Below are 21629 nucleotides of genomic sequence, written 5' to 3'. Positions count from 1 at the left end.
TGTCACCGGAACTCCGAGAGCCTGCGGTTGACCCCGACGATCGCCGCGACCGCACCCAGCACGGCCAGGACCGCCGCGCCGACGGGCAGGCCGCCCAGCGCGCCGCGGCCGTCCCGCGCGGCCCGGGTGAAGTCGTCCTGCTCGTGCGCCAGGGCGTCGCGCAGCGCGTCGTCCACCTTCTTGAAGGACTCGCCCGTGGAGTTCTCCTGGCCGATGATCTGCTCCAGGGCCGATTCGTAGTCCCCGGCGTCATCGGTCCTGCGGGCCGTACGGTGGCGGCCCTGCCACTCCTCGACCGCCCCGGCCGCCGCGGCGACCGGCTTGCCGCCCTCGCCGTCCCCGGTGTCCTCGGCCAGCTTCGCCGCCGTGGCCAGCTCCTCGCCGAGCGCCTTCATGCCCGCCGTGTAATCGGTCTCGTACTTGTCGTTCCTGCCGTCCGCGGTGAGCACCGCACCCCGGGCGACCACCGTCAGGTTCTCGTCGGCGCGTGCCTTCAGCGAGTCGATGCGCGCCCGGTTGAGCACGTCCATCGGCCGCTGCCCGTGCGCATCAGCCTCGGCCAGACCGGACCTGGCCACCGTGTGCCCGACCGCCAGCCACAGCAGCAGCACCGTCGTCGCGGCCGTCGCGGCCAGCAGGCCGTGGTTGAACACCCGGTTCGTCCGGCGGTAGTTCCGGCGCTGCGCCCAGACCAGCACGGCCAGCGCGACGACACCCGCGCCGAGCGAGAACAGCGGCCACCCGCGCGCGGAACTCTGGTCCTCGCCGAGCCGGCCGGTCTCCGCCGCGTACAGCCGCTCGGCGGCCGGCAGCAGCTCGCCGGACATCGTCTGGTTCGCGTACCGCAGGTAGGCGCCGCCCAGCGGGAGCCCCTGCCGGTTGTTGGCGCGGGCACGCTCGATCAGGCCCGTGTAGCGGGGGAGCCCTTCGTTGAGCGTGGTGATCTCGCGGCCGGACGCCGTGGTCGCGTCCGTGTTCGCCGCGGCCTTCACCAGCAGCCGCGACGCCTCCTCGATGTCCTTCACGTACTGCTCGTGCACCGCGCGCGGCTCCTGCGGCCCGGCCAGGAAGCCGCTCGCCGCCGCCGCGTCCGCGTCCGCCAGCGAGCGGTAGATGCCCGCCGCGTCCGCGCTGAGCGGCTGGCTGCGCTCCACCACGTCGTCGGCGGAGGCGGCCCGGTCGCTGATCTGGAGCGCCGTCACCGCCCCGAACGCCAGGACCAGGAGCGCCAGGACGGCCCCGATGACGCGCAGCCGGCCCGGTTCGGTGGTCGCGGCAGCGCGCAGCCGCCCCGCGACGGCGGCCCGGGTACTCGGCTGCTGCGGCACGGGTGCGGACGCGGGCACGGCCTCCGGCGCAGGCGGCTTCCCCTGGGCGCGTTGCGGCGCCTCACGCGCACTCGGCGGGTGTGTCACTCGACCTCCCCCTCGGTCACTGACGACGGCCCGCCCCCCGGCCGATCGGAGGACTGGTGCCCGGCCAGAAGTATGGCCTCAGGGACCGGCACCCCACATCCAGAACGCCTGGATCGGGCACCGGACCACGCAGCGGCCGGCCGTGACCGGCCGCGGTCACCGCATTCGATCAAGACCGGCGCCGTTGATCAAGGCGAACGGCACGATCCCCCACGGGCCGTCCTCCCCCTCAACAACACGTCCGGGACGCCCGATCGGTTCCCGAATGCGAAAGGCGCCCCGCAACCGGCAGGCTACGGGGCGCCTGTGACGGGCGGCCACTCAGGAGTACCGCGCCCGCAGTCTCGCGTGCACCTCCGGCGCCGCGCCCGTGTGATCCAGGCCCAGGAGCCCCGCGCCGAGGACCGGTGACTCCTGCACCACGCGCACCACGGCCTTCGGGGCCCGCGCCGCGAGGAGTTCGCGGATCCGGTCGTCCAGCCGCGGATGGCGCGCCGCCAGAACGCTGCCGCCGAGGAGCACCGGCGCCTCCTCGTCCAGCAGCCCGAGGCGGGTCAGCGCGACCGAGGCCAGCGCCACGACCTCCTCGGCCAGCCGGTCCACCAGGGCCCGCGCCACCGGGTCGCCGGCCGCGCCCGTCGCGAAGAGCACCGGGGCCAGCTCGTGCCGGCGCTCCGGCGCGATGCGGCCCAGGTGCAGCGCCTCGATCAGCGCGTACATCGAGTCGAGCCCGAAGTGCGCGGGGAGCGTCCGGGCCAGCTCGGTCGGCTCGCCGCGGCCGTCCTCGGCACGTGCGGCGAACCACAGCGCCTCCTCGGACAGACCCGAACCGCCGCCCCAGTCACCGGAGATCCGCCCGATCGCCGGGAAGCGCGCGGTGCGCCCGTCCGGGACCATGCCGACGCAGTTGATGCCCGCACCGCACACCACGGCCACGCCGCGCGGCTCGTCGATCCCGGCCCGCAGGATCGCGAAGGTGTCGTTGCGCACCTCGACGGTCCGGCCCCAGCCGCGCGCGGCCAGCGCCGCCGTCAGCTGCTCCTCCTCGACCGGCAGGTCCGCGTTGGCGAGGCAGGCGGACACATGGGCGACCTGCCCGGCGTCCGCCCCGGCCTCGGTGAACGCCCGCTCCACCGCCGCGCCGAGCACGTCGACGGCCACCTCCACACCGACCACCGGCGGCTGGAACCCGCCGCCCCTGGCCGTGGACAGCACCGTGCCGTCCGCACCGATGAGGGCCACATCGGTCTTGCTGTTCCCCGCGTCGATCGCGAGGACGGAACCGTTCACGCCCACGCGAGGTGCTCCCGGTTGTGCGCGACGAGCTTGTCGGTCAGCGCCTCGGCGTACTCGAACTGGCCGATCAGGGGGTGCGCCAGCAGCGCCTTGAACACCCGGTCCCGGCCGCCGTGCAGCGCGGCGTCGAGCGCCAGGTCCTCGTACGCCGTGACGTTGGCGATGAGCCCCGCGTACAGCGGGTCCAGGGCGGGCACGGCGAGCGGCGTGGCGCCGGAGCCGTCGACCTTCGCCTGGACCTCGATCACCGCGTCGTCCGGCAGGAACGGCAGGGTGCCGTTGTTGTACGTGTTGACCACCTGGTGCGCCGAGCCGCCGCCGCCCAGGAGCGCCGCCGCCAGGTCCACGGCGGCCTCCGAGTAGAAGGCGCCGCCGCGCTTGGCGAGCAGCGCGGGCTTCTCGTCCAGCGCCGGGTCGCCGTACATGGCCAGGAGCTCCTTCTCCATGGCGGCGACCTCGGCGGCCCGGGAGGGCTTGGTGCCGAGCTCGCGGACGACCTCGTCGTGCGCGTAGAAGTACCGCAGGTAGTACGAGGGGACGACGCCGAGCCGGTCCACGACCGCGCGCGGCAGGTGCAGGTCGTCCGCGAGGGCGTCGCCGTGCTCGGCGATCAGCCGGGGCAGCACGTCCTCGCCCTGCGGGCCGCCGAGGCGCGCCCCCAGTTCCCAGGTGAGGTGGTTCAGCCCGACGTGGTCGAGGTGCACCTCGCCGGGGGCCACGTCGAGCAGCGCCGCGAACTTGCGCTGGAAGCCGATCGCCACGTTGCACAGGCCGACGGCCTTGTGCCCGGCCTGGAGCAGGGCGCGGGTGACGATGCCCACCGGGTTGGTGAAGTCGATGATCCAGGCGTCCGGGTTGGCGCGCCGGACCCGCTCGGCGATGTCCAGGACGACCGGGACGGTGCGCAGCGCCTTGGCGAGGCCGCCGGCTCCGGTGGTCTCCTGGCCGACGCAGCCGCATTCCAGGGGCCAGGTCTCGTCCTGGTCGCGGGCGGCCTGGCCGCCGACACGCAGCTGGAGCAGGACGGCGTCCGCTCCGGCGACGCCCGCGTCGACGTCCGAGGTGGTGACGATGCGGCCCGGGTGGCCCTGCTTGGCGAAGATCCGCCGGGCGAGGCCGCCCACGAGGTCGAGCCGGTCGGCGGCCGGGTCGACGAGGACCAGCTCCTCGACCGGCAGCGTGTCACGCAGCCGGGCGAATCCGTCGATCAGTTCGGGGGTGTAGGTGGACCCGCCACCCACTACAGCGAGCTTCATGGTTCAGCCCTTTACTCCGGTCAGTGTGACGCCCTCGACAAAAGCCTTCTGCGCGAAGAAGAAGACGACGATCACAGGGGCCATGACCAGAACGGTCGCGGCCATGGTCAGGTTCCAGTCGGTGTGGTGCGCGCCCTTGAAGGACTCCAGTCCGTAACTCAGTGTCCAGGCACCCGGGTTCTCGGAGGCGTAGATCTGCGGGCCGAAGTAGTCGTTCCAGGCGTAGAAGAACTGGAAGAGGGCGACGGCGGCGATTCCCGGCCTGGCCATCGGCACCACCACGCGCAGCAGGGCGCGCAGTTCACCGCAGCCGTCGACCTTCGCCGCGTCGAGGTACTCGTCGGGGATGGTCAGCAGGAACTGCCGCAGCAGGAAGATGGAGAACGCGTCGCCGAAGGCCATCGGGATGATCAGCGGCCAGAGCGTGCCGGACAGGTCCAGCTGCTTGGCCCAGAACAGGTACATCGGGATGACCACGACCTGCGGCGGCAGCATCATCATCGAGATGACGAGCATCAGCGACAGACGCCGGCCGCGGAAGCGGAACTTGGCGAGCGCGTACGCCACGGGCAGCGAGGACACGACGGTGAGGACGGTGCCCAGACCCGCGTACAGCAGGGTGTTCCGCCACCAGGTCAGGAAGCCCGGGGTGTCGAACACCCTCGTGTAGTTGGCCCACTCGAAGGGGTGCGGCCACAGGTCCCGGGTGAGGGCCTGCTGGTCGCTCATCAGCGAGGTGAGCACGAGGAAGACGAACGGCAGCACGAAGAAGAGGGCCGCCGCCACGCCGAGCGCGTGCACGGCGATCCAGTGCAGCAGCGCCTTGCGGCGCGCGACGCGCTGGGCGGGGGAGACGGGCTCGCCCGCCGGGCCCGCCGTCGCCGGGATGTCGAGAACCTGCGCCATGTCACTCACCTGCCTGGATCAGTCCGCTGCGGCGCCGCATCAGCAGTGCGGTGAACGCCATGGCGAGGACGAAGAGTACGAGCGCGACCACACAGGCGGAGCCGTAGTCGAAGCGCTGGAAACCGAGGTTGTAGACGAGCTGCGGAAGCGTCAGTGTCGACTTGTCGGGATAGCCGGGTTCGAACTGCTGGCCCGAACCGCCCATGACCCCGGACGCGACCTTCCCGGCCACCAGCGGCTGGGTGTAGTACTGCATCGTCTGGATGATGCCGGTGACCACGGCGAACATGATGATCGGCGAGATGTTCGGCAGCGTGACGTAGCGGAACCGGTGGTACGCGGTCGCCCCGTCCAGCTCCGCCGCCTCGTACTGCTCCTTCGGTACGTCGAGCAGCGCGGCCATGAAGATCACCATCAGGTCGCCCACCCCCCACACCGCGAGCGCGGTCAGCGCGGGCTTGGACCAGGTGGCGTCGGTGAACCAGCCGGGCGTGCCCATCCCGAGGTCGCCGAGGATCGAGTTGACCGGCCCGGTGCCCGGGTTGAGCAGGAAGACGAAGCCCAGCGTGGCGGCGACCGGCGGGGCCAGGTACGGCAGGTAGAACAGCGTCCGGAAGACACCCGTACCCGTCTTGATCTTGGTGATCAGCAGCCCGACACCGAGTCCGAAGACCACCCGGCAGGCGACCATCACGACGACCAGCCACAGCGTGTTGCGCAGCGCCGGCCAGAACAGCGGGTAGTCCTCGAAGACGTACGACCAGTTCTTGAAGCCGCTGAACTCGGGGGCGGCGAAACCGTCGTAACTGGTGAACGAGAAGTAGACCGTGGAGATCAGCGGGTAGGCGAAGAAGACGCAGAACCCGATCAGCCAGGGCGACATGAAGGCCGCCGTGCGAAGCGCCGACCTGCGGCGCTTCGAGCGGAGTGTGTACGTGCTCATCGCGGCGGCTCTACTTCGCCTGGGCGATCGCCGCGTCGATCTCCTTCGCGGTCTGCTCCAGCCCCGCCTTGATGTCCTTCTGCTTGCCCTTCTCGACGTCGTAGCCGAGATTCTGCAGGGACGTCAGGTACGCGCCGCCGTTCACCGAGGGCGGGGTGGTGGTGGACTTCGGGTTCGCGGCGATGTCCAGGAACGTCTTGAAGCGCGGGTCGTACTTCAGCTTCGGCGACTTCAGCGCGGCCAGCGTGGAGGGCACGTTGTGGATGGCGTTGGCGAAGTTCACGACCGCGTCGGTGTCGGTCGTCATGAACTTGACCAGCTCCCAGGCGGCGTTCTGCTTGCCGGAGGTGGCCGCGATGCCCGCGATGGTGCCGGTCAGATAGCCCTTGCCGTAGGTGTCGGCCTCATCGTCCGCGACCGGCATCGGTGCCACCCCGATCTCGAACCCGGGTTTGGCGTCCTCGGCCATGCCGAGCCGCCACTCGCCGTCCAGCTGCATGGCGACCTGGCCGGTGTGGAACGGGTGCTTGGCGCCCCACTCGTCACCGAAGCCGGTACGGAACTTCTCCAGCTTCGCGTAGCCGCCGAGCGAGTCGACCAGCTTCTTCTGGGTGGTGAGCATCGCGGCGAACGCCGGGTCCTTCGCGATGTTCGACTTGCCGTCCGCGTCGAAGTAGGTGGGGTTCCAGCCGCCGAGGTAGTGCTCGGTGGTCGCCTCGTAGCCGTGGTACGTCGGCATGAAGCCCAGCTGCTCGTACGTGTCGCCCTTGGTCTTCGTCAGCTTCTTGGCGTCGGCCGCGAATTCGGACCAGGTCTTCGGCGGGGTGGCGATCCCGGCCTTCTCGAAGGCGTCCTTGTTGTAGTAGAGCCCGTACGCGTCACCCAGCAGCGGGACCGTGCAGCGCACCCCGTCGTACTGGGTGTACTCGTTCATCGCCTTCGGGAAGGTCGCCCCGGGGTCGATGCCGTCCTTCTTCAGGAACGGGTTGAGGTCCACGAACGCCTTCGAGGAGCAGAACTTGCCCACGTTGTTCGTGGTGAACGACGAGACCACGTCCGGCGCCTTGGACCCGCCGGCGCGCAGCGCCTGGTTGATCTTGTCGTCGGTCATGTTGCCGACGACCTTCACGTGGATGTTGGGGTGGGCCTTCTCGAAGGCGGCGATCGTGGCCTCGATCCCCTTCACCTCGCCCGGCGCGCTCCAGCCGTGCCAGAACGTGATGGTCGTCTCCTTGGACGCGTCATCATTGGCCCCCGAGCCGCTCTGCCCGGTACAGGCGGAGGCGAACAGGGCTATGGCGGCGGTCGCGGCGAGTGCGACGGCCGGCTTCCGGCGGTTTCCGGACATGGTGGTGTCTCCCGGTGAAGGGTGTCGGTCAGGGACGGGGTGTGCGGGGGGAAGAGGTGACGTAAGGGGTCAGCGCGAGGTGTCGAACACTTCGTCGCGGGTCGTCGCGAGCGCGCTCTCCAGCGCACCGCGCAGTACGGGCCGGTGGGTGACGTCCCCGGCGAGCAGCCGGGGCCTGGACGCGGCGAGTTCGGCCAGCTCGGCCGCGACCCGGGAGCGCAGTTGCTCCCCGCCGCGCGAGAACAGCGCGCCGGAGAGCACGACGATCTCCGGGTCGAGAACGGCGACCAGGGAGGCGAGGCCGGTCGCGAGGCCGGTGGCGAACCGGTCGAGCAGCGTGGCGTACGGCCCGCCCTCGCCCCGCTCCACGGCCTCGGCGGCCCGGCCCACCAGCTCGGCGGCGATCTCGTGGTGGGTGCCGGAGCCCGGCGCGTCCTCGATGCCCAGCTCCCGGGCCAGGCGCGCGAGCACCTGGGCGCCCGCCAGCTCCTGGAAGCCGCCCGCGTTGGCCTTGGTGACCTGGCGGACCAGCGGCGCCCCCGGCACCGGCAGGAAGCCGACCTCGCCGGCGCCCCCGGTGAAGCCGCGGTGCAGCCGGCCGTTGATGACGAGGGCGGCGCCCAGTCCCTCCTCGTTCCACAGCAGCACGAAGTCGTCGTGGCCCCGGGCCGCGCCGCGCCGCTGCTCGGCCACCGCCACGAGGTTGACGTCGTTCTCGTACTCGACGGGCATCGGCAACACGGCCGCCAGCTCGTCGAGCAGCGTGGCGGAGTGCCAGCCCGGCAGGTGCGAGGCGTAGCGCAGCCGGCCCGTGTTCGGGTCGAAGGCGCCCGGCGTGCCGATGACCACCCGGTGCACGCCGGCCCGGGTCAGCCCGGCGGCCGCCACCGCGCCGTCCAGCGCCTCGGTCACCTCCCGCACCACGCTGTCGGCGCGCCGCCCGGGGGTCCGCAGCTCGAACTCCCCGACCGTCTCGCCGGTCACATCGGCGACGGCGGCGACGATCCGGTGGGTGTTCACATCGAGCCCGGCGACATGGGCGGCGGAGGCGTTGACGGCGTACAGCTGGGCGTTGGGGCCGGGGCGCCCGGCGGCGGTCCCGGTGGCGACGACCAGTCCGGCGGCTTCGAGGCGGACCAGCAGCTGGGAGGCGGTGGGCTTGGAGAGCCCGGTGAGCTTCCCGATCCGGGTCCGCGACAGGGGGCCGTGCTCCAGGAGCAGATCGAGGGCGGCGCGGTCGTTCATGGCGCGCAGCACCCTGGGGGTGCCCGGCGTGTTTCCGGCCATGAGTGTGGCACCCGCCCCTCTGTTAGGAAACTTTCCTGTTCGGTGAGGAACGTAGGGCCCGGGCCGCGGAGGCGTCAATGACCTGACCGCCGGTGGCAACCAAAGCGTTACCTGGGACGGGAGCGGGCCGGGAACGACAACGGCCGGGGACCGCTCGGGTCCCCGGCCGGGCCGGCTACTTCGTGGTGCTCGGCGGCGGGATCGGGGTCGCGGCGAGGGACTGCGGGGAGGTCGCCGACGCGTACGCGGAGGGGGCGGCCATCCCGGCCGTGGGATCGGCCTGCGGCGCGTCCTCCGGGGCGCCCGCCACCATGCTGACGCCGGCCGCGTCCAGCGCCGTCTTGATGCGCCAGCGCAGCTCGCGCTCCACGCCGACCGCCTGGCCCGGCATGGTCTTCGCGCTCACCCGGACCGTCATCGAGTCGATCAACACCGTGTCCAGGCCCAGGATCTCGACCGGGCCCCACAGGCGCTCGCTCCAGGGCTCCTCCTTGGCCATCTCCTGGGCGGCCTCGGTGATGACGGCACGGATCTTCTCCAAGTCCTCCGTGGGGCGGACCTGGACGTCCACGTTGGCCGTCGACCAGCCCTGGCTGAGGTTGCCGATCCGCTTGACCTCGCCGTTGCGGACGTACCAGATCGCGCCGTTCTCGCCGCGCAGCTTGGTGACGCGCAGGCCCACCTCGATGACCTCGCCGGAGGCGACGCCCGCGTCGATCTGGTCGCCGACCCCGTACTGGTCCTCCAGGATCATGAAGACCCCCGAGAGGAAGTCGGTGACCAGGTTCCGGGCGCCGAAACCGAGCGCGACACCGGCGACCCCGGCGGAGGCGAGGAGCGGGGCCAGGTTGATCTGGAACGCGCCCAGGATCATCAGGGCCGCGGTGCCCAGGATCAGGAACGAGGCCACCGAACGGAGCACCGAGCCGATCGCCTCCGACCGCTGGCGGCGGCGCTCCGCGTTGACCAGGAGACCGCCGAGCGCGGTGCCCTCGACTGCCTGCGCGCTGCGGTTCATCCGTTCTATGAGCTTGGTCAGGGCGCGGCGGACCGCGATGCGCAGAACGACCGCGACCGCCGCGATGAGGATGATCCGCAGGCCCGTGTTCAGCCAGGTGGACCAGTTCTCCTCCACCCAGCCCGCGGCGTCTCCGGCCTGCCTCGCGGCTTCGTCCAGCGAGCCGCCGGGCTCCGGTGACGGGGCTGCGGCCAACAGGGCGGACAGGGACACGGCGAAACCTCCAGGGGCGAGCGCTGAGCGGAAGAGCGCTGAACAACCACACTAACGGGGCATCACCCGTGCTCCGTTGCCGTGAACGGGGGGAGAGACACGGCTCACCCGGAGATACGGAACGGATAAGGCGCCGGGGCGGCCGCGGGAGCCGCCGGGCACGAGCGCGGGAGAAAAATTCCTTCCGGCCCGTTACCCGCACGTGGTGGCGCTTCGACCAGGCGTGAGGGGAGACTGAGAGCGGAGATCGTCCCGGCGCGAGCCACGCGCCGCCGGCGTACAAGGAGGCATCCGTGCCGCATGTCCTGGTTCTCAACGCGTCGTACGAGCCGCTCGGCGTCGTACCGCTCCGCCGCGCACTCGTCCTCGTCCTCGAGAACAAGGCCATCTGTCTTGAGGAGTCCGGCGCCCTCATGCACAGTGCAACCCGGGCCGTCCCGGCCCCCAGCGTCGTCCGGCTCAAGCGGTTCGTTCGCGTCCCCTACCGCGGTCCGGTGCCGCTGACCCGGCGGGCCCTGTTCGCCAGGGACGGCGGGCGCTGCATGTACTGCGGGGCCGCGGCGACCAGCGTCGACCACGTCATCCCGCGCAGCCGGGGCGGCCGGCACGCCTGGGACAACGTGGTGGCGGCCTGCCGCCGCTGCAACCACGTCAAGGCCGACCGCCATCTGCCCGAGCTCGGCTGGCGGCTGCACCAGCAGCCCGCCCCGCCGACCGGACTGGCCTGGCGGATCATCGGCACGGGGCACCGCGACCCGCGCTGGCTGCCCTATCTGCAACCGTTCGGCGCGGACGACGCGATGGCCCGGATCGACGGCATCTCAGCCTGAGACCGGGCCCGCGTGCTTCCCGGGGCGGTCCGCCGCACCGGGGCTCCGGCCTGCCGTGCCCCGCCCCGTCGCCGTGCCCCGTCAGCCGTCCTCCGCCACCGCGTACGCCTCGGCCGACCAGAGCGAGATGCCGTACTTCGTGGCCCGCTCGTCGCCCACGACGCGCACGAACCGGGTGTCCTGCGCGTCCATCCGCACCGACTCGCGGCCGCCCCGGCCCTGGCGGACGGTCGCGGCGGTGCGCCAGGCGCGGCCGTCCGACGAGACCTGGACGCGGTAGCGCGACGCGTACGCGTCCTGCCAGTGCAGCACCACCCGGCCGAGGCGGACCGGGGCGGGCAGCTTTGCCTGCCACCACGCCCCGTCCTCGGCCGGTGAGGACCAGCGGGTCTCCGGGTCGCCGTCGGACGCGGCGGACGCCGGGAAGTCGGCGGTCTCGTCGCCCGACGAGGAGGCGGTGGCCCCGCGCAGCAGGTCGGGCCCGGCGGTGCGCGGGTAGGCCCGCACGGTCAGGGTGGTCCGCTCGTCGCCGAAGGCGAACGGCACCTCGTACGCGCCGGCCGGGGTGTCCTCGGGGACCGTGATCTCCACCGGGACCTCGGTCCGCGTCCCGCGCGGCACGGTCGTCCGCTTCGGCACCCGGACCTCGATGCCCTCGGGCGCCTTCGCGGTCAGCCTGCCCCGCACCTCGGCCGGGCGCCGGGCGGTCAGCCGGGCCCGGACCTCCTGCGGCCCGCCGCCGATGACCGCGTCCGTCTCGCCGCGCGCCAGGTCCAGCCGGGCGGCCGGCTCGTCGCCGAACCAGGGCACCAGGGAGCGCACGTCCGGGGCGGTCCCCGCGCGGACGGACGCGCCGGCCAGCGGCGGGATGACCAGGGGCGGGGCACCGCCCGCCAGCGGGGTCGCGGCCGGCCAGCTGATCCGGACCGCGTCGGCCCGCACCCCCTCGCCCGCCGCCTGGGTCCACCCGCTCGCCGACAACGGGCCGAGCGCGCGCCACCCCTGGCCCGGGACGTGCGCCTGGACCGTCGCGCCCGCCGCCGCACCGTCGTCCGTAACGGTCGTCGCGGTGACCGCCTCCAGCGGGCGGACCCGGTCGAGGCGCACCGTGTAGCTGCCCGGGGCCTCGGACACCTCGCCGCCCGGCCGGTCCGTGCCGGTCCAGGAGCGGGCGTTCTCGCGGACCCGGTCGAGGAACGCGTCGAGGACGCCCTCGCCGACCTTCGCGCCGCCCGCCGCGATGTCCTTCCGGACCTGTTCCAGCGCCAGGGACGCCCGCCAGGCGGCGGCCCCGTCGCCCCGGGCCTGGGCGCGCAGCAGGTCCACGGCCAGCTCGCCCGCGTGGCCGTAGCGGGACAGCTGCGCGGTCCACGGGCGGACCTCGGCCCCGAGCCGCCCCCCGGCGACGTCCGCGAGCCGCGCCGGGGCCGCCCGCATCCCGCCGAACGCCTCCCTCAGCCGGTCCGCCGCCGCGTCGAACGCCTTGCCGTCGCCGTCCGCGTACGCCGTGCGGAACGCGGCGATCAACGGCCGCAGGTACGCGGACTCGGTGGAGCCGAGTACGGAGCCCGCGCTGTTGCCCGCGAGCGCCCGCAGCGCGTCGGCGCTCCGGCCGCCGCCCGCGAGGTCGTCGATCGCGGCCTCCCAGGACTTCGCGGGGTCGTAGCCCTTCGGGTTCCACGCGAAGTCGGCGGCCGTGAACAGCGGGATGCGGGAGGCGGCGGGCTGCTCCATCGCGTTGGCCAGCAGCGCCGCCGAACCGGACGCCACCGCCGGGTCACGGCCGGTGTACGGCCCGAGGAAGAGCCGGTCCTGCGCGTAGTCGTTGACCGGGTAGTTGTCCATGGTCACCAGCGGGTGCCCGAACGCGGCACGCGCCTCGGCCAGTTCACCGCCGGTGATGGTCCTCGGCACGACTCCGACGCCCGTCCAGGCGACCTCGGTCCCGGGCGCCAGCTCCCGGGCGAGCGCCGTGCGGTAGGCGGTCGCGCCGTCCTGGTAGTACTCCGTCGGCATCACCGACAGCGGCAGGGCGTCCGGGTGGCGCTCCGCCAGATGGCGGGCCACGCCGTTCACGACGCGGGCCTGCGCCCGGGCCGCCGCCCCGGGGCCGCTGCCGAAGGCGTCCGCGTCGGCCGCGCAGTGCCACTCGCTGTAGCTGACGTCCTGGAACTGCACCTGGAAGACCCGCACCCCCAGGTCCCACATCGCGTCGATCTTGCGGGTCAGCGCCTTGAGGTCGCGGTCCGACGACAGGCACATCGACTGGCCGGGCGCGACCGCCCAGCCGAGTGTCACGTGCTCGGCCGCGGCCCGTTCGGCCAGCGCCCGGATGCCGGCCTTCCGCGCCGCCGGGTACGGGTCGCGCCAGCGGGCCTGGCGGTACGGGTCGTCGCCCGCCGCGTACAGATAGCGGTTCTGCTTGGTGCGCCCCAGGAAGCCGAGCTGCGCGAGCCGTTCCTCCTGGGTCCAGGGCTGCCCGTAGAACCCCTCGGTCAGCCCGCGTACGGCGGTGGCCGGCCAGTCCCGGACGGTGACCCCGGCGATCTTCCCGCCCCGGACCAGCTGGCGCAGCGTCTGCACCGCGTGGAACAGCCCGTCGTCGCCGACGCCCTCCAGGGCCACGGTGTCCCGCTTCGCGGTCCGCCCGGCCGCCAGCCGGTAACCGCCCGCCGCCAGATCCGCGCGGTCCGGGGCGCCCAGGGCGCGGAGCGCGTCCGCCGCCCCGTCGCCGCCCAGCCGCAGGACGGGCCCGGCGCCCGGCAGCGTCTCGTGGACCGTGCGCACCCCGGCGTCCGCCAGGACCGCGCGCAGCGCCTTCACGGCGTACGGGTCGGCCTCCGCGTCCGCGATCAGGGTGACCTCGCGGCCCAGGGCGACGGCGGGCCCGGCCGCCGCCATGCTCTGCGGGCGCGGCCACACGGCGGGGAGCGCGGAGTCCGCCGCGCGGCTCCGGCCGGCCGCGGACCCGGACGCCGGGTCCGGGGGAGCGGCGAGCGCGGGCGGAAGCCCGGCGGCGAGCAGCCCGCCGAGCACGGCCACGGCGACGGCCGTCGCCCGCGTCCTCCCACTGAGCCGCATCCCTGTCTCTCCCCTCGCCCCACCAGTGGGTTCCGAGCCCACCACCCCGCGCGCGGGGGTGTCAACGCGCGAGGTGTTCGGTACGGAAATGACCTGGTATGACCGGTGTGATGAACGAGGTGCGTGTGACGGGGGGCCACGCGAAAGACAGCGCCGAATGGCCGAAAAAGGCGAACGTCTTGCGGGCAACCGGCCCTTCGGGAACGGAATGTGACCCGGGACACGTTGAACTCGTTGTCGTAACGCCTACGTCTGCGGCAGCGTCCGTTGGGTAGGCCGTCACTGTCCTGTTCTCCACGGCCAGGAGGCCACCATGCCCGCCACCGCGCAGCGCCCGCTCTCCGCCCTCTCCAAACAGGCATCCGGTCCCGCCCCGCTGATCAGCGCGTCCCCCGCCACCCTGCCCGGCCCGCTCACGAGCGAACCGCCGCTCGCCGACGCCATACCCCTGACCAGCGAGCCCCCGCTCGCCGAGGCCACCCCCCTGACCAGCGAGCCGCCGCTCGCCGTCCTCGCCCCGCTGACCAGCGAACCGGCCGCGTCCGGCTGCGCATGGGGCACGGAGTCCCCAGGAGTCTGAATGGGCTTGTCCCGGCTCGCCGCACTGCACGGCGTCGCCACCTCCTTCTCCCCGTCCGCCGGTGTCACCGCACCCGTCCCCGAGACCACGGTCGTCGCCGTGCTCGGCGCGCTCGGCGTCGACGCCACGACGCCCGCGGCGGTACGCGACGCCCTCGCCGCCGCCGAGTCGGCCGCCCGCACCCGGCTCCTCCCCCAGACACTGGTGGTGTGGTCCGGCGAACCGCTGCCACCCGCGCTGACCGGGCTGCCGCCCGGCACGGAGCTGGACGTCCGGCTGGAAGGGGGCGACGAGCAGGCGGAGCCGGCCAGGATGCGGGTGCCCGCCGGGGCGCCTGAACCGAAGACCCCCGGGACCGCCCCGGGGGGTGCGAATCCGGCCGATCCGGGAAGCGCTCCGGGTGACGTCGGGGAGCCCGGTCCAGGCGGGCCGGGAACCGCCCCCCGCTGGTGGGCCGAGCCCCCGCTCGGCGTGCACCGGCTCACCGTCCGCGCGCCGGACCGCGAGGCGCGGTCCTGCACGCTCGTCGTCGCCCCGGCCCGCGCCCCCCAGCCGCTCGCCCGCACCCACGGCTTCCTCGTCCAGCTCTACTCCCTGCTCTCCGCCCGCTCCTGGGGCATGGGCGACCTCGGCGACCTCGCCGACCTCGCCTCCTGGTCCGGCCGCCGGCTCGGCGCCGGCTTCGTCCAGGTGAACCCGCTGCACGCGGCGGTACCCGGCGAACCCACCGACCCCTCGCCCTACCGCCCGTCCTCCCGGCGCTTCCCCGACCCGGTGCACCTGCGCGTCGAGTCCGTCCCGGAGTACGGGCACGTGCCCGACCCGGTCGCGCTCGACACGCTGCGCCGCAAGGGCGCCGAGCTGCGGGAAGCCGTTCTGGACAAGGGCGCCCTCATCGACCGGGACGCCGTGTGGGCCCTCAAGCAGCGGGCCCTCGACCTGGTCCTCGCGGTCCCCCTCACCCCCGGCCGGCACGCCGAGTACTGCGACTTCCTCGCCGCCCAGGGGCGCGCCCTGGAGGACCACGCCCTGTGGTGCGCGCTCGCGGAGGTGCACGGCCCCGACTGGCACGGCTGGCCCGACGGGCTGCGCGACCCCCGCTCCGACGCCACCGCCCGCGCCCGCGCCGAGCTGCTGGACCGGGTCGACCACCACTGCCGGCTCGCCTGGCTGACCGACACCCAGCTCGCCGACGCCCAACGGGCCGCCCGGGAAGCCGGGATGGCCGTCGGCGTCGTCCACGACCTCGCGGTGGGCGTGCACCCCGGCGGCGCCGACACCTGGGCCCAGCAGGACGCCTTCGCCCACGGCATGTCCGTCGGCGCGCCCCCGGACGCGTTCAACGCGCGCGGCCAGGACTGGGGGCTGCCGCCCTGGCGCCCCGACGCCCTCGCCGCCTCCGGCTACGCCCCGTACCGCGGCCTCCTGCGCGGCGCCCTCGCCCACGCGGGCGCCCTGCGCATCGACCACGTGATGGGCCTGTTCCGGCTCTGGTGGGTGCCCGAGGGCCGCCCGCCCACCGAGGGCACCTACGTCTCGCACGACGCGGAGGCGATGCTCGCCGTCCTCGTCCTGGAGGCGCACCGGGCCGGCACCGTCGTCGTCGGCGAGGACCTGGGGACGGTGGAGCCCGGCGTCCGCGAGGCGCTGGCCCGGCGCGGCGTCCTGGGCACCTCGGTGCTCTGGTTCGAGCGGGACTGGGCGGGGGACGGGCGCCCCCTGGCGCCCGAGCGGTGGCGCCGGGACTGCCTGGCCACCGCGACCACCCACGACCTGCCCTCCACCGCGGCCCGGCTGACCGGCGACCATGTGACACTGCGCCACCGCCTCGGCCTGCTCACCCGCCCCCTCGACGAGGAGCTGAGGGAGGACGGCGCGGAGACCGCCGAGTGGCTGGCCCTGCTCACCAGGCTCGGGATGCTCCCCGAGGGCGGTGCGCTCGCAGAGGACGGCGGCGGGGAGGAGGCGGCCGTCCGGGCCGTCCACCGCTTCCTGCTGCGCACGCCCGCCCGGATGACCGGGATCTGGCTGCCCGACACCGTCGGCGACCGCCGCCCGCAGAACCTCCCGGGCACCTGGGACCAGTACCCCAACTGGCGGCTGCCGATCGCCGACGCGGAGGGCGTCCCGGTCACGCTGGAGCAACTGGCCGCCTCGCCCCGGCTGCACCGCCTGATGGACGTCCTGCGCGCCCCGCGGGAGCCCGGGGAGGTCCGCGTGCCGTGAACGGGACCCGTACGGCACCCCCGGGCGCGCGGCCCGCGCGGGCGTTCGCTACGTTTGCACCGTGGACAAGAAGAACGCTATGCGCGCCGGCGCCGTCGCCGCCGGAACGACGCTGATGATGCTGCTGATGTCGTCCCCCGCGCTCGCGCTCACCCGCGACGACGGCGACGACCCGGGTACCGGCCTGAGCGTGCTCGACACGCTCGGCCTGTTCGTCCTGGCGCCCCTCGTCCTGTTCGGGGTCATCGCGGGCCTGGTCATGGTGCTCGACAAGTCCAAGAAGCAGGCCTGACCCACCTGCCCGGCGACCGGGGTCACGCCCCCGGTCCCGCCCCGCACGCCCAGGGTGCGCCGCACGGTGACCATCACCGCGCGGCGCACACGCGTGTCCGGACCCGGACGCGGCGGTAGGTTGCGCCCATGACCGAGTGGGACGTCAAGAAGCTCCGCATCCTGCGCACCCTGCGCGACCGGGGCACGGTCACCGCGACCGCCGACGCCCTGCTGATGACCCCCTCGGCGGTCTCGCAACAGCTCTCCAACCTGGCCAGGCAGCTCGGCGTACCGCTGCTGGAGGCCCAGGGCCGGCGCGTCCGCCTCACCGACGCCGCCCATCTCGTCCTGCGCCACGCCGAGGCGGTCTTCGCCCAACTGGAGCGCGCCGACGCCGAACTGACCGGCTATCTGCGCGGCGAGGCGGGCGAGGTCCGGGTCGCCGCCTTCGCCACCGCCGTGCCCGCCCTCGTCGTCCCGGCCGTGCAGCGGCTGCGCGCCGACGCCCGCCCCGGCCCGTGCGTCCGGGTGCGCGAGGCGGAGGCCGCACAGGCGTACGAACTGCTCGCCGCCGCCGAGGCCGACCTCGCCCTGTCGCTGGCCGCCGACGCCCCGACGGCCCGCGACCCCCGGTTCACCGTCCTGCCGCTGCTCGCCGACCCGCTCGACGTGGCGCTGCCGGCCGGCCACCGCCTCGCGGACGCGCCCGGGCTGCGCCTCGCCGACCTGTCCGCCGAGCCCTGGATCTACGGCGGCTCGGGCCCCTGGTCGGAGATCACCGTCTCCGCGTGCCGGGCGGCGGGCTTCGTACCCGAGCAGGCGCACAGCGCGTCCGGCTGGACGGCGATCCTCGCCATGGTCGCCGCCGGTCTGGGGGTCGCCCTGGTCCCGCGCATGGCCTCGGCGGAACGGCACGGCCGGGAGGGCGTGGTGATGCGGACCCTCGACGCGGACCGGCCCCGCCGCCACGTCGTGGCCGCCGTCCGGCGCGGGGGAGAGGACGCCCCGGCGGTGGCCCGGGTCCTCGCAGCGCTGCGCGAGGCGGCGGAAGCGCACGGGGACGGCGCGACCGTTCAGCCCGGCTGAACGATTCGTGCGGAAACTTTCGATGGACCTGTCGGCTTCCGGCGTACGACAGTGAACGCATGACCACCGACCAGGACGAGATCCGGCACGACGACCCCCACGCCAATGACGCGGCCCCGTACGGCGGCGGTGACCCCTACGCCGACTACCGCACCGCCGACCTCCCCTTCACCGGCCTCGTGGACCTCGCCGACCGGCGGCTCGGCGCGGGCGTGATCGCCGCCAACGACGAGTTCTTCGCCCAGCGCGAGAACCTGCTCCTGCGGGAGCGCGCGGTCTTCGACCCCGAGCACTTCGGCCACAAGGGCAAGATCATGGACGGCTGGGAGACCCGCCGCCGGCGCGGCGCGGACGCCGAGCACCCCTTCCCGGCCCCCGACGAGCACGACTGGGCGCTGATCCGGCTCGGCGCCCCCGGCGTCATCCGCGGCATCGTCGTGGACACCGCCCACTTCCGCGGCAACTACCCGCAGCGCGTCTCCGTCCAGGCCACCTGCGTCGAGGGCGCACCCGGCCCGGAGGAACTGCTCGCCGACGACGTGAAGTGGGAGGAGATCGTCCCCCCGACCCCCGTGCGCGGCCACGCCGCCAACGGCTTCGAGATCACCGGCGGGCGGCGCTACACCCACATCCGCCTCTGCCAGCACCCCGACGGCGGCATCGCCCGCCTCCGCGTGCACGGCGAGGTAATCCCCGACCCGGCCTGGCTGGCCACGCTCGGCACGTTCGACCTGATCTCGGTCCTCAACGGCGGCAGTTACGAGGACGCCTCGGACCGGTTCTACTCCTCGCCGACCCAGATCATCCTGCCCGGCACTTCCCGCAAGATGGACGACGGCTGGGAGAACCGCCGCCGCCGGGTCCGCGACACCAACGACTGGGTCCGCTTCCGGCTGCCCGCCCAGGGCGCCGTCCGCGCGGTCGAGATCGACACCGCCTATCTCAAGGGCAACGCGGCCGGCTGGATCGCCCTGCACGGCAGGGACGGCGAGAGCGGCGAGTGGTTCGAGATCATCCCGCGCACCCGCCTCCAGCCCGACACCCTGCACCGCTTCCCGCTGCCGGCGGAGGCCGTGGTCACCCACGTACGGCTCGACGCCTTCCCCGACGGCGGCGTCGCCCGGATGCGCCTGCACGGCTCCCTGACCGAGACCGGCGCGGCCGGTCTCGCGGCCCGATACGAGGCGTCGGCCTCGTAACCTCGCCCGCTCCCGCCCGGCGGACGGCTGCGCTTCAGCGCCTGTCCGCCGGGCGGTTTCCAGTCACGCGGTCGCGGCCGCCGCGTCCGCCGCACGGGCCCGCAGAGCGCGCTCCACGCCCGAGCGGGACTCCGAGATCAGCCGGCGCAGACCCGCGCCCGGCCCGGCCGAGGCCAGCCAGGCGTCCGTGGCGTCCAGGGTCTCCTGCGAGACCTGGAGCGCCGGGTACAGGCCGATCGCGATCTGCTGGGCCATCTCGTGGCTCCGCGAGTCCCAGACGCCCTTCACCGAGGCGAAGAACTTCTCGGTGTACGGGGCCAGCAGCTCGCGCTGGTCCGTCTGCACGAAGCCGGCGATGACCGCCTCCTGGAGGGAGTTCGGCAGCTTGTCGGACTCCACGACCGACGCCCACGCCTCGGCCTTCGCCTCCTCGCTGGGCCGTGCGGCCCGGGCGGAGGCCGCGTGCCGCTCGCCCGCCGCCGTGCGGTCCCGCTCGTACTCGGCGTCGATCTCCTCCTCGTCGATGAGCCCGGTGGCGGCGAGCCGCTGGACGAACGCCCAGCGCAGTTCGGTGTCCACGGCCAGGCCCTCGACCGCCTCCGTGCCGTCGAGCAGCGAGCGCAGCAGGTCCAGCTGCTGGGGGGTGCGGGCGGTGGCCGCGAAGGCGCGCGCCCAGGCCAGCTGGTGGTCGCTGCCCGGCTCCGCCGCGCGCAGGTGCGCGAGCGTCGCGTCGGTCCACTGCGTCAGGCCCGCCTCGCGCCACTCCGGCGTCGCGTACAGGTCGATCGCCGTCTTGACCTGACGGTGCAGCGACTGCACGACACCGATGTCCGACTCCTTGCCGATCCCCGACAGGACGAGGGCGAGGTAGTCGCGGGTGGCCAGCTCGCCGTCGCGGGTCATGTCCCAGGCGGACGCCCAGCACAGGGCGCGCGGCAGCGACTCGGTGAAGTCGCCCAGGTGCTCGGTGACGCCCCGCAGCGACTCCTCGTCCAGGCGGACCTTCGCGTACGACAGGTCGTCGTCGTTGAGCAGGATGACGGCCGGGCGCGCGGAGCCGGCCGGGAACGGCACGGTGGTGCGCTCGCCGTCGACGTCGAGCTCGATCCGGTCCGTACGCACCAGCTTGCCGGCCTCGTCGAGGTCGTAGCAGCCGATGGCGATCCGGTGCGGACGCAGCGTCGGCTCGCCCTTCGCGCCGGCGGGCAGCGCGGGCGCCTCCTGGAGCACGGTGAACGAGGTGACGTGACCGTTCTCGTCGGTCTCGATCTCCGGGCGCAGGATGTTGATCCCGGCCGTCTCCAGCCACGCCTTCGACCAGGTCTTCAGGTCGCGGCCGGAGGTCTCCTCCAGCGCGCCCAGCAGGTCGGCCAGCCGCGTGTTGCCGAAGGCGTGCGCCTTGAAGTACGCCTGGACGCCCTTGAAGAACTCGTCCATGCCGACGTACGCCACCAGCTGCTTCAGGACCGAGGCGCCCTTGGCGTACGTGATGCCGTCGAAGTTGACCAGGACGTCGTCCAGGTCGCGGATGTCGGCCATGATCGGGTGGGTCGAGGGCAGCTGGTCCTGCCGGTAGGCCCACGTCTTCATGGAGTTGGCGAACGTGGTCCAGGAGTGCGGCCACCCGGAGCCCTCGGCGTACGCCAGGCAGGCGACCGAGGTGTACGTGGCGAACGACTCGTTCAGCCAGAGGTCGTTCCACCACTCCATCGTGACGAGGTCGCCGAACCACATGTGGGCCAGCTCGTGCAGGATGGTCTCGGCGCGCGTCTCGTACGCCGCGTCCGTCACCTTGGACCGGAAGACGTACTGGTCGCGGATGGTGACCGCGCCCGCGTTCTCCATCGCGCCCGCGTTGAACTCCGGCACGAAGAGCTGGTCGTACTTGGTGAACGGGTACGCGTAGTCGAACTTCTCCTGGAACCAGTCGAAGCCCATCCGGGTCACGTCGAAGATCGCGTCCGCGTCCAGGTACTCGGCGAGCGAGGGCCGGCAGTAGATGCCCAGCGGGACGGTCCGGCCGTCCTTCTCGTAGCTGCTGTGCACCGAGTGGTACGGACCGACGATCAGCGCGGTGATGTACGAGGAGATGCGCGGCGTCGGCTCGAACGACCAGACGTCGTCCTTCGGCTCCGGCGTCGGCGAGTTCGAGATCACGGTCCAGCCCGACGGGGCCTTCACGGTGAACCGGAAGGTCGCCTTCAGGTCGGGCTGTTCGAAGCTCGCGAAGACGCGGCGCGCGTCCGGCACCTCGAACTGGGTGTACAGGTACGCCTGCTGGTCGACCGGGTCGACGAAGCGGTGCAGGCCCTCACCGGTGTTGGTGTACGCGCAGTCCGCGACGACCTTGAGCTCGTTGGCCCCACCCCGGAGCTGCGGCAGGGTGATGCGCGAGTCGCGGAACACCGCCGCGACGTCCAAGGTCCGGCCGTTCAGCTCGACCTCGTGCACGGCGGGGGCGACGAGGTCGATGAAGGTCTCCGCGCCGGCCTCGGCGGAGTCGAAGCGCACGACGGTGACGGACCGGTAGGTCCCGCCCTCCTGCGCTCCGGAGAGGTCGAGATCGATCTCGTACGCGTCCACGGTCAGCAGGCGCGCCCGCTCCTGTGCCTCTTCGCGGGTCAGATTCGTGCCAGGCACGCGGTCATCTCCTTGCTCTGTGATGTTTCCCG

General features: G+C 73.4%; 15 protein-coding genes and 1 pseudogene. 6 read left to right on the top strand and 10 right to left on the bottom strand.

The genetic code is table 11. From position 1 onward, the window contains the following. Nucleotides 1–2 precede the first annotated feature (2 nt). The 8 genes from ACLQ2N_RS08930 to ACLQ2N_RS08895 form a co-directional block, all read right to left on the bottom strand. On the bottom strand, nt 3–1346 hold the full coding sequence (locus ACLQ2N_RS08930; RefSeq protein WP_425810817.1) for a hypothetical protein: 1344 nt from the start codon (nt 1344–1346) through the stop codon (nt 3–5). 390 nt (nt 1347–1736) lie between these two features. Next, on the bottom strand, nt 1737–2711 hold the full coding sequence (locus ACLQ2N_RS08925; protein WP_425810815.1) for an N-acetylglucosamine kinase: 975 nt from the start codon (nt 2709–2711) through the stop codon (nt 1737–1739). Then, nucleotides 2702–3967, bottom strand: coding sequence for a 6-phospho-beta-glucosidase (locus ACLQ2N_RS08920; protein ID WP_425810813.1), 1266 nt, complete (start codon nt 3965–3967; stop codon nt 2702–2704). The genes ACLQ2N_RS08925 and ACLQ2N_RS08920 overlap by 10 nt, the downstream gene beginning before the upstream one ends. A 3-nt stretch (nt 3968–3970) precedes the next feature. Further along, entirely contained in the window at nt 3971–4873 is a 903-nt protein-coding gene (locus ACLQ2N_RS08915) for a carbohydrate ABC transporter permease (RefSeq protein ID WP_425810811.1), read from the bottom strand. Nucleotide 4874: 1 nt separating this feature from the next. Then, the gene (locus tag ACLQ2N_RS08910; protein WP_425810809.1) at nt 4875–5816 is read right to left on the bottom strand and encodes a carbohydrate ABC transporter permease; all 942 of its coding nucleotides are present in this window, start codon (nt 5814–5816) and stop codon (nt 4875–4877) included. Between the two features lie 10 nt (nt 5817–5826). Then, complete coding sequence (locus ACLQ2N_RS08905; RefSeq protein ID WP_425810807.1) at nt 5827–7164, bottom strand: ABC transporter substrate-binding protein; 1338 nt, start codon at nt 7162–7164, stop codon at nt 5827–5829. Nucleotides 7165–7233: 69 nt separating this feature from the next. Beyond that, on the bottom strand, nt 7234–8451 hold the full coding sequence (locus tag ACLQ2N_RS08900) for an ROK family protein (RefSeq protein WP_425810805.1): 1218 nt from the start codon (nt 8449–8451) through the stop codon (nt 7234–7236). Between the two features lie 175 nt (nt 8452–8626). After that, entirely contained in the window at nt 8627–9682 is a 1056-nt protein-coding gene (locus tag ACLQ2N_RS08895) for a mechanosensitive ion channel family protein (protein WP_425810803.1), read from the bottom strand. 293 nt (nt 9683–9975) lie between these two features. On the opposite strand from ACLQ2N_RS08895, the gene ACLQ2N_RS08890 reads away from it, so the two are divergent. After that, nucleotides 9976–10512 (top strand): HNH endonuclease, encoded by a 537-nt coding sequence (locus tag ACLQ2N_RS08890; protein ID WP_073965171.1) that lies wholly within the window; start codon nt 9976–9978, stop codon nt 10510–10512. 81 nt (nt 10513–10593) lie between these two features. On the opposite strand, the gene ACLQ2N_RS08885 is transcribed toward ACLQ2N_RS08890, so the two are convergent. Then, nucleotides 10594–13593, bottom strand: coding sequence for a beta-N-acetylglucosaminidase domain-containing protein (locus ACLQ2N_RS08885; protein WP_425810801.1), 3000 nt, complete (start codon nt 13591–13593; stop codon nt 10594–10596). A 313-nt stretch (nt 13594–13906) separates the two neighbouring features. On the opposite strand from ACLQ2N_RS08885, the gene ACLQ2N_RS08880 reads away from it, so the two are divergent. The 5 genes and pseudogenes from ACLQ2N_RS08880 (at nt 13907) to alc (ending at nt 18957) form a co-directional block, all read left to right on the top strand. Then, on the top strand, nt 13907–14173 hold the full coding sequence (locus tag ACLQ2N_RS08880; RefSeq protein WP_425810799.1) for a hypothetical protein: 267 nt from the start codon (nt 13907–13909) through the stop codon (nt 14171–14173). Then, nucleotides 14174–16515, top strand: a pseudogene (gene malQ, locus ACLQ2N_RS08875) (4-alpha-glucanotransferase). After that, entirely contained in the window at nt 16461–16691 is a 231-nt protein-coding gene (locus tag ACLQ2N_RS08870; protein ID WP_365681448.1) for a hypothetical protein, read from the top strand. Before malQ ends, ACLQ2N_RS08870 begins: the two are co-directional and overlap by 55 nt. Before the next feature lie 128 nt (nt 16692–16819). Next, on the top strand, nt 16820–17758 hold the full coding sequence (locus tag ACLQ2N_RS08865) for a LysR substrate-binding domain-containing protein (RefSeq protein WP_425810797.1): 939 nt from the start codon (nt 16820–16822) through the stop codon (nt 17756–17758). Nucleotides 17759–17817: 59 nt separating this feature from the next. Continuing rightward, complete coding sequence (gene alc, locus ACLQ2N_RS08860) at nt 17818–18957, top strand: allantoicase (protein WP_425810795.1); 1140 nt, start codon at nt 17818–17820, stop codon at nt 18955–18957. A 63-nt stretch (nt 18958–19020) separates the two neighbouring features. On the opposite strand, the gene pepN is transcribed toward alc, so the two are convergent. Then, nucleotides 19021–21597: an aminopeptidase N gene (gene pepN, locus ACLQ2N_RS08855; RefSeq protein WP_425810793.1), complete on the bottom strand. Its 2577-nt coding sequence runs from the start codon at nt 21595–21597 to the stop codon at nt 19021–19023. Nucleotides 21598–21629 lie beyond the last annotated feature (32 nt).

This window comes from Streptomyces sp. DT224, assembly GCF_049844595.1.
Classification (GTDB): domain Bacteria; phylum Actinomycetota; class Actinomycetes; order Streptomycetales; family Streptomycetaceae; genus Streptomyces.
This window is presented reverse-complemented; position numbering and strand designations above follow the sequence as displayed.

What these genes read in the sequence shown, in the direction of transcription:
- ACLQ2N_RS08920 (WP_425810813.1), bottom strand. Translation starts at nt 3,967, where the DNA reads ATGAAGCTCGCTGTAGTGGGTGGCGGGTCCACCTACACCCCCGAACTG.
- ACLQ2N_RS08880 (WP_425810799.1), top strand. Translation starts at nt 13,907, where the DNA reads ATGCCCGCCACCGCGCAGCGCCCGCTCTCCGCCCTCTCCAAACAGGCA.
- ACLQ2N_RS08900 (WP_425810805.1), bottom strand. Translation starts at nt 8,451, where the DNA reads ATGGCCGGAAACACGCCGGGCACCCCCAGGGTGCTGCGCGCCATGAAC.
- ACLQ2N_RS08885 (WP_425810801.1), bottom strand. Translation starts at nt 13,593, where the DNA reads ATGCGGCTCAGTGGGAGGACGCGGGCGACGGCCGTCGCCGTGGCCGTG.
- ACLQ2N_RS08915 (WP_425810811.1), bottom strand. Translation starts at nt 4,873, where the DNA reads ATGGCGCAGGTTCTCGACATCCCGGCGACGGCGGGCCCGGCGGGCGAG.
- ACLQ2N_RS08865 (WP_425810797.1), top strand. Translation starts at nt 16,820, where the DNA reads ATGACCGAGTGGGACGTCAAGAAGCTCCGCATCCTGCGCACCCTGCGC.
- ACLQ2N_RS08910 (WP_425810809.1), bottom strand. Translation starts at nt 5,816, where the DNA reads ATGAGCACGTACACACTCCGCTCGAAGCGCCGCAGGTCGGCGCTTCGC.
- ACLQ2N_RS08905 (WP_425810807.1), bottom strand. Translation starts at nt 7,164, where the DNA reads ATGTCCGGAAACCGCCGGAAGCCGGCCGTCGCACTCGCCGCGACCGCC.
- alc (WP_425810795.1), top strand. Translation starts at nt 17,818, where the DNA reads ATGACCACCGACCAGGACGAGATCCGGCACGACGACCCCCACGCCAAT.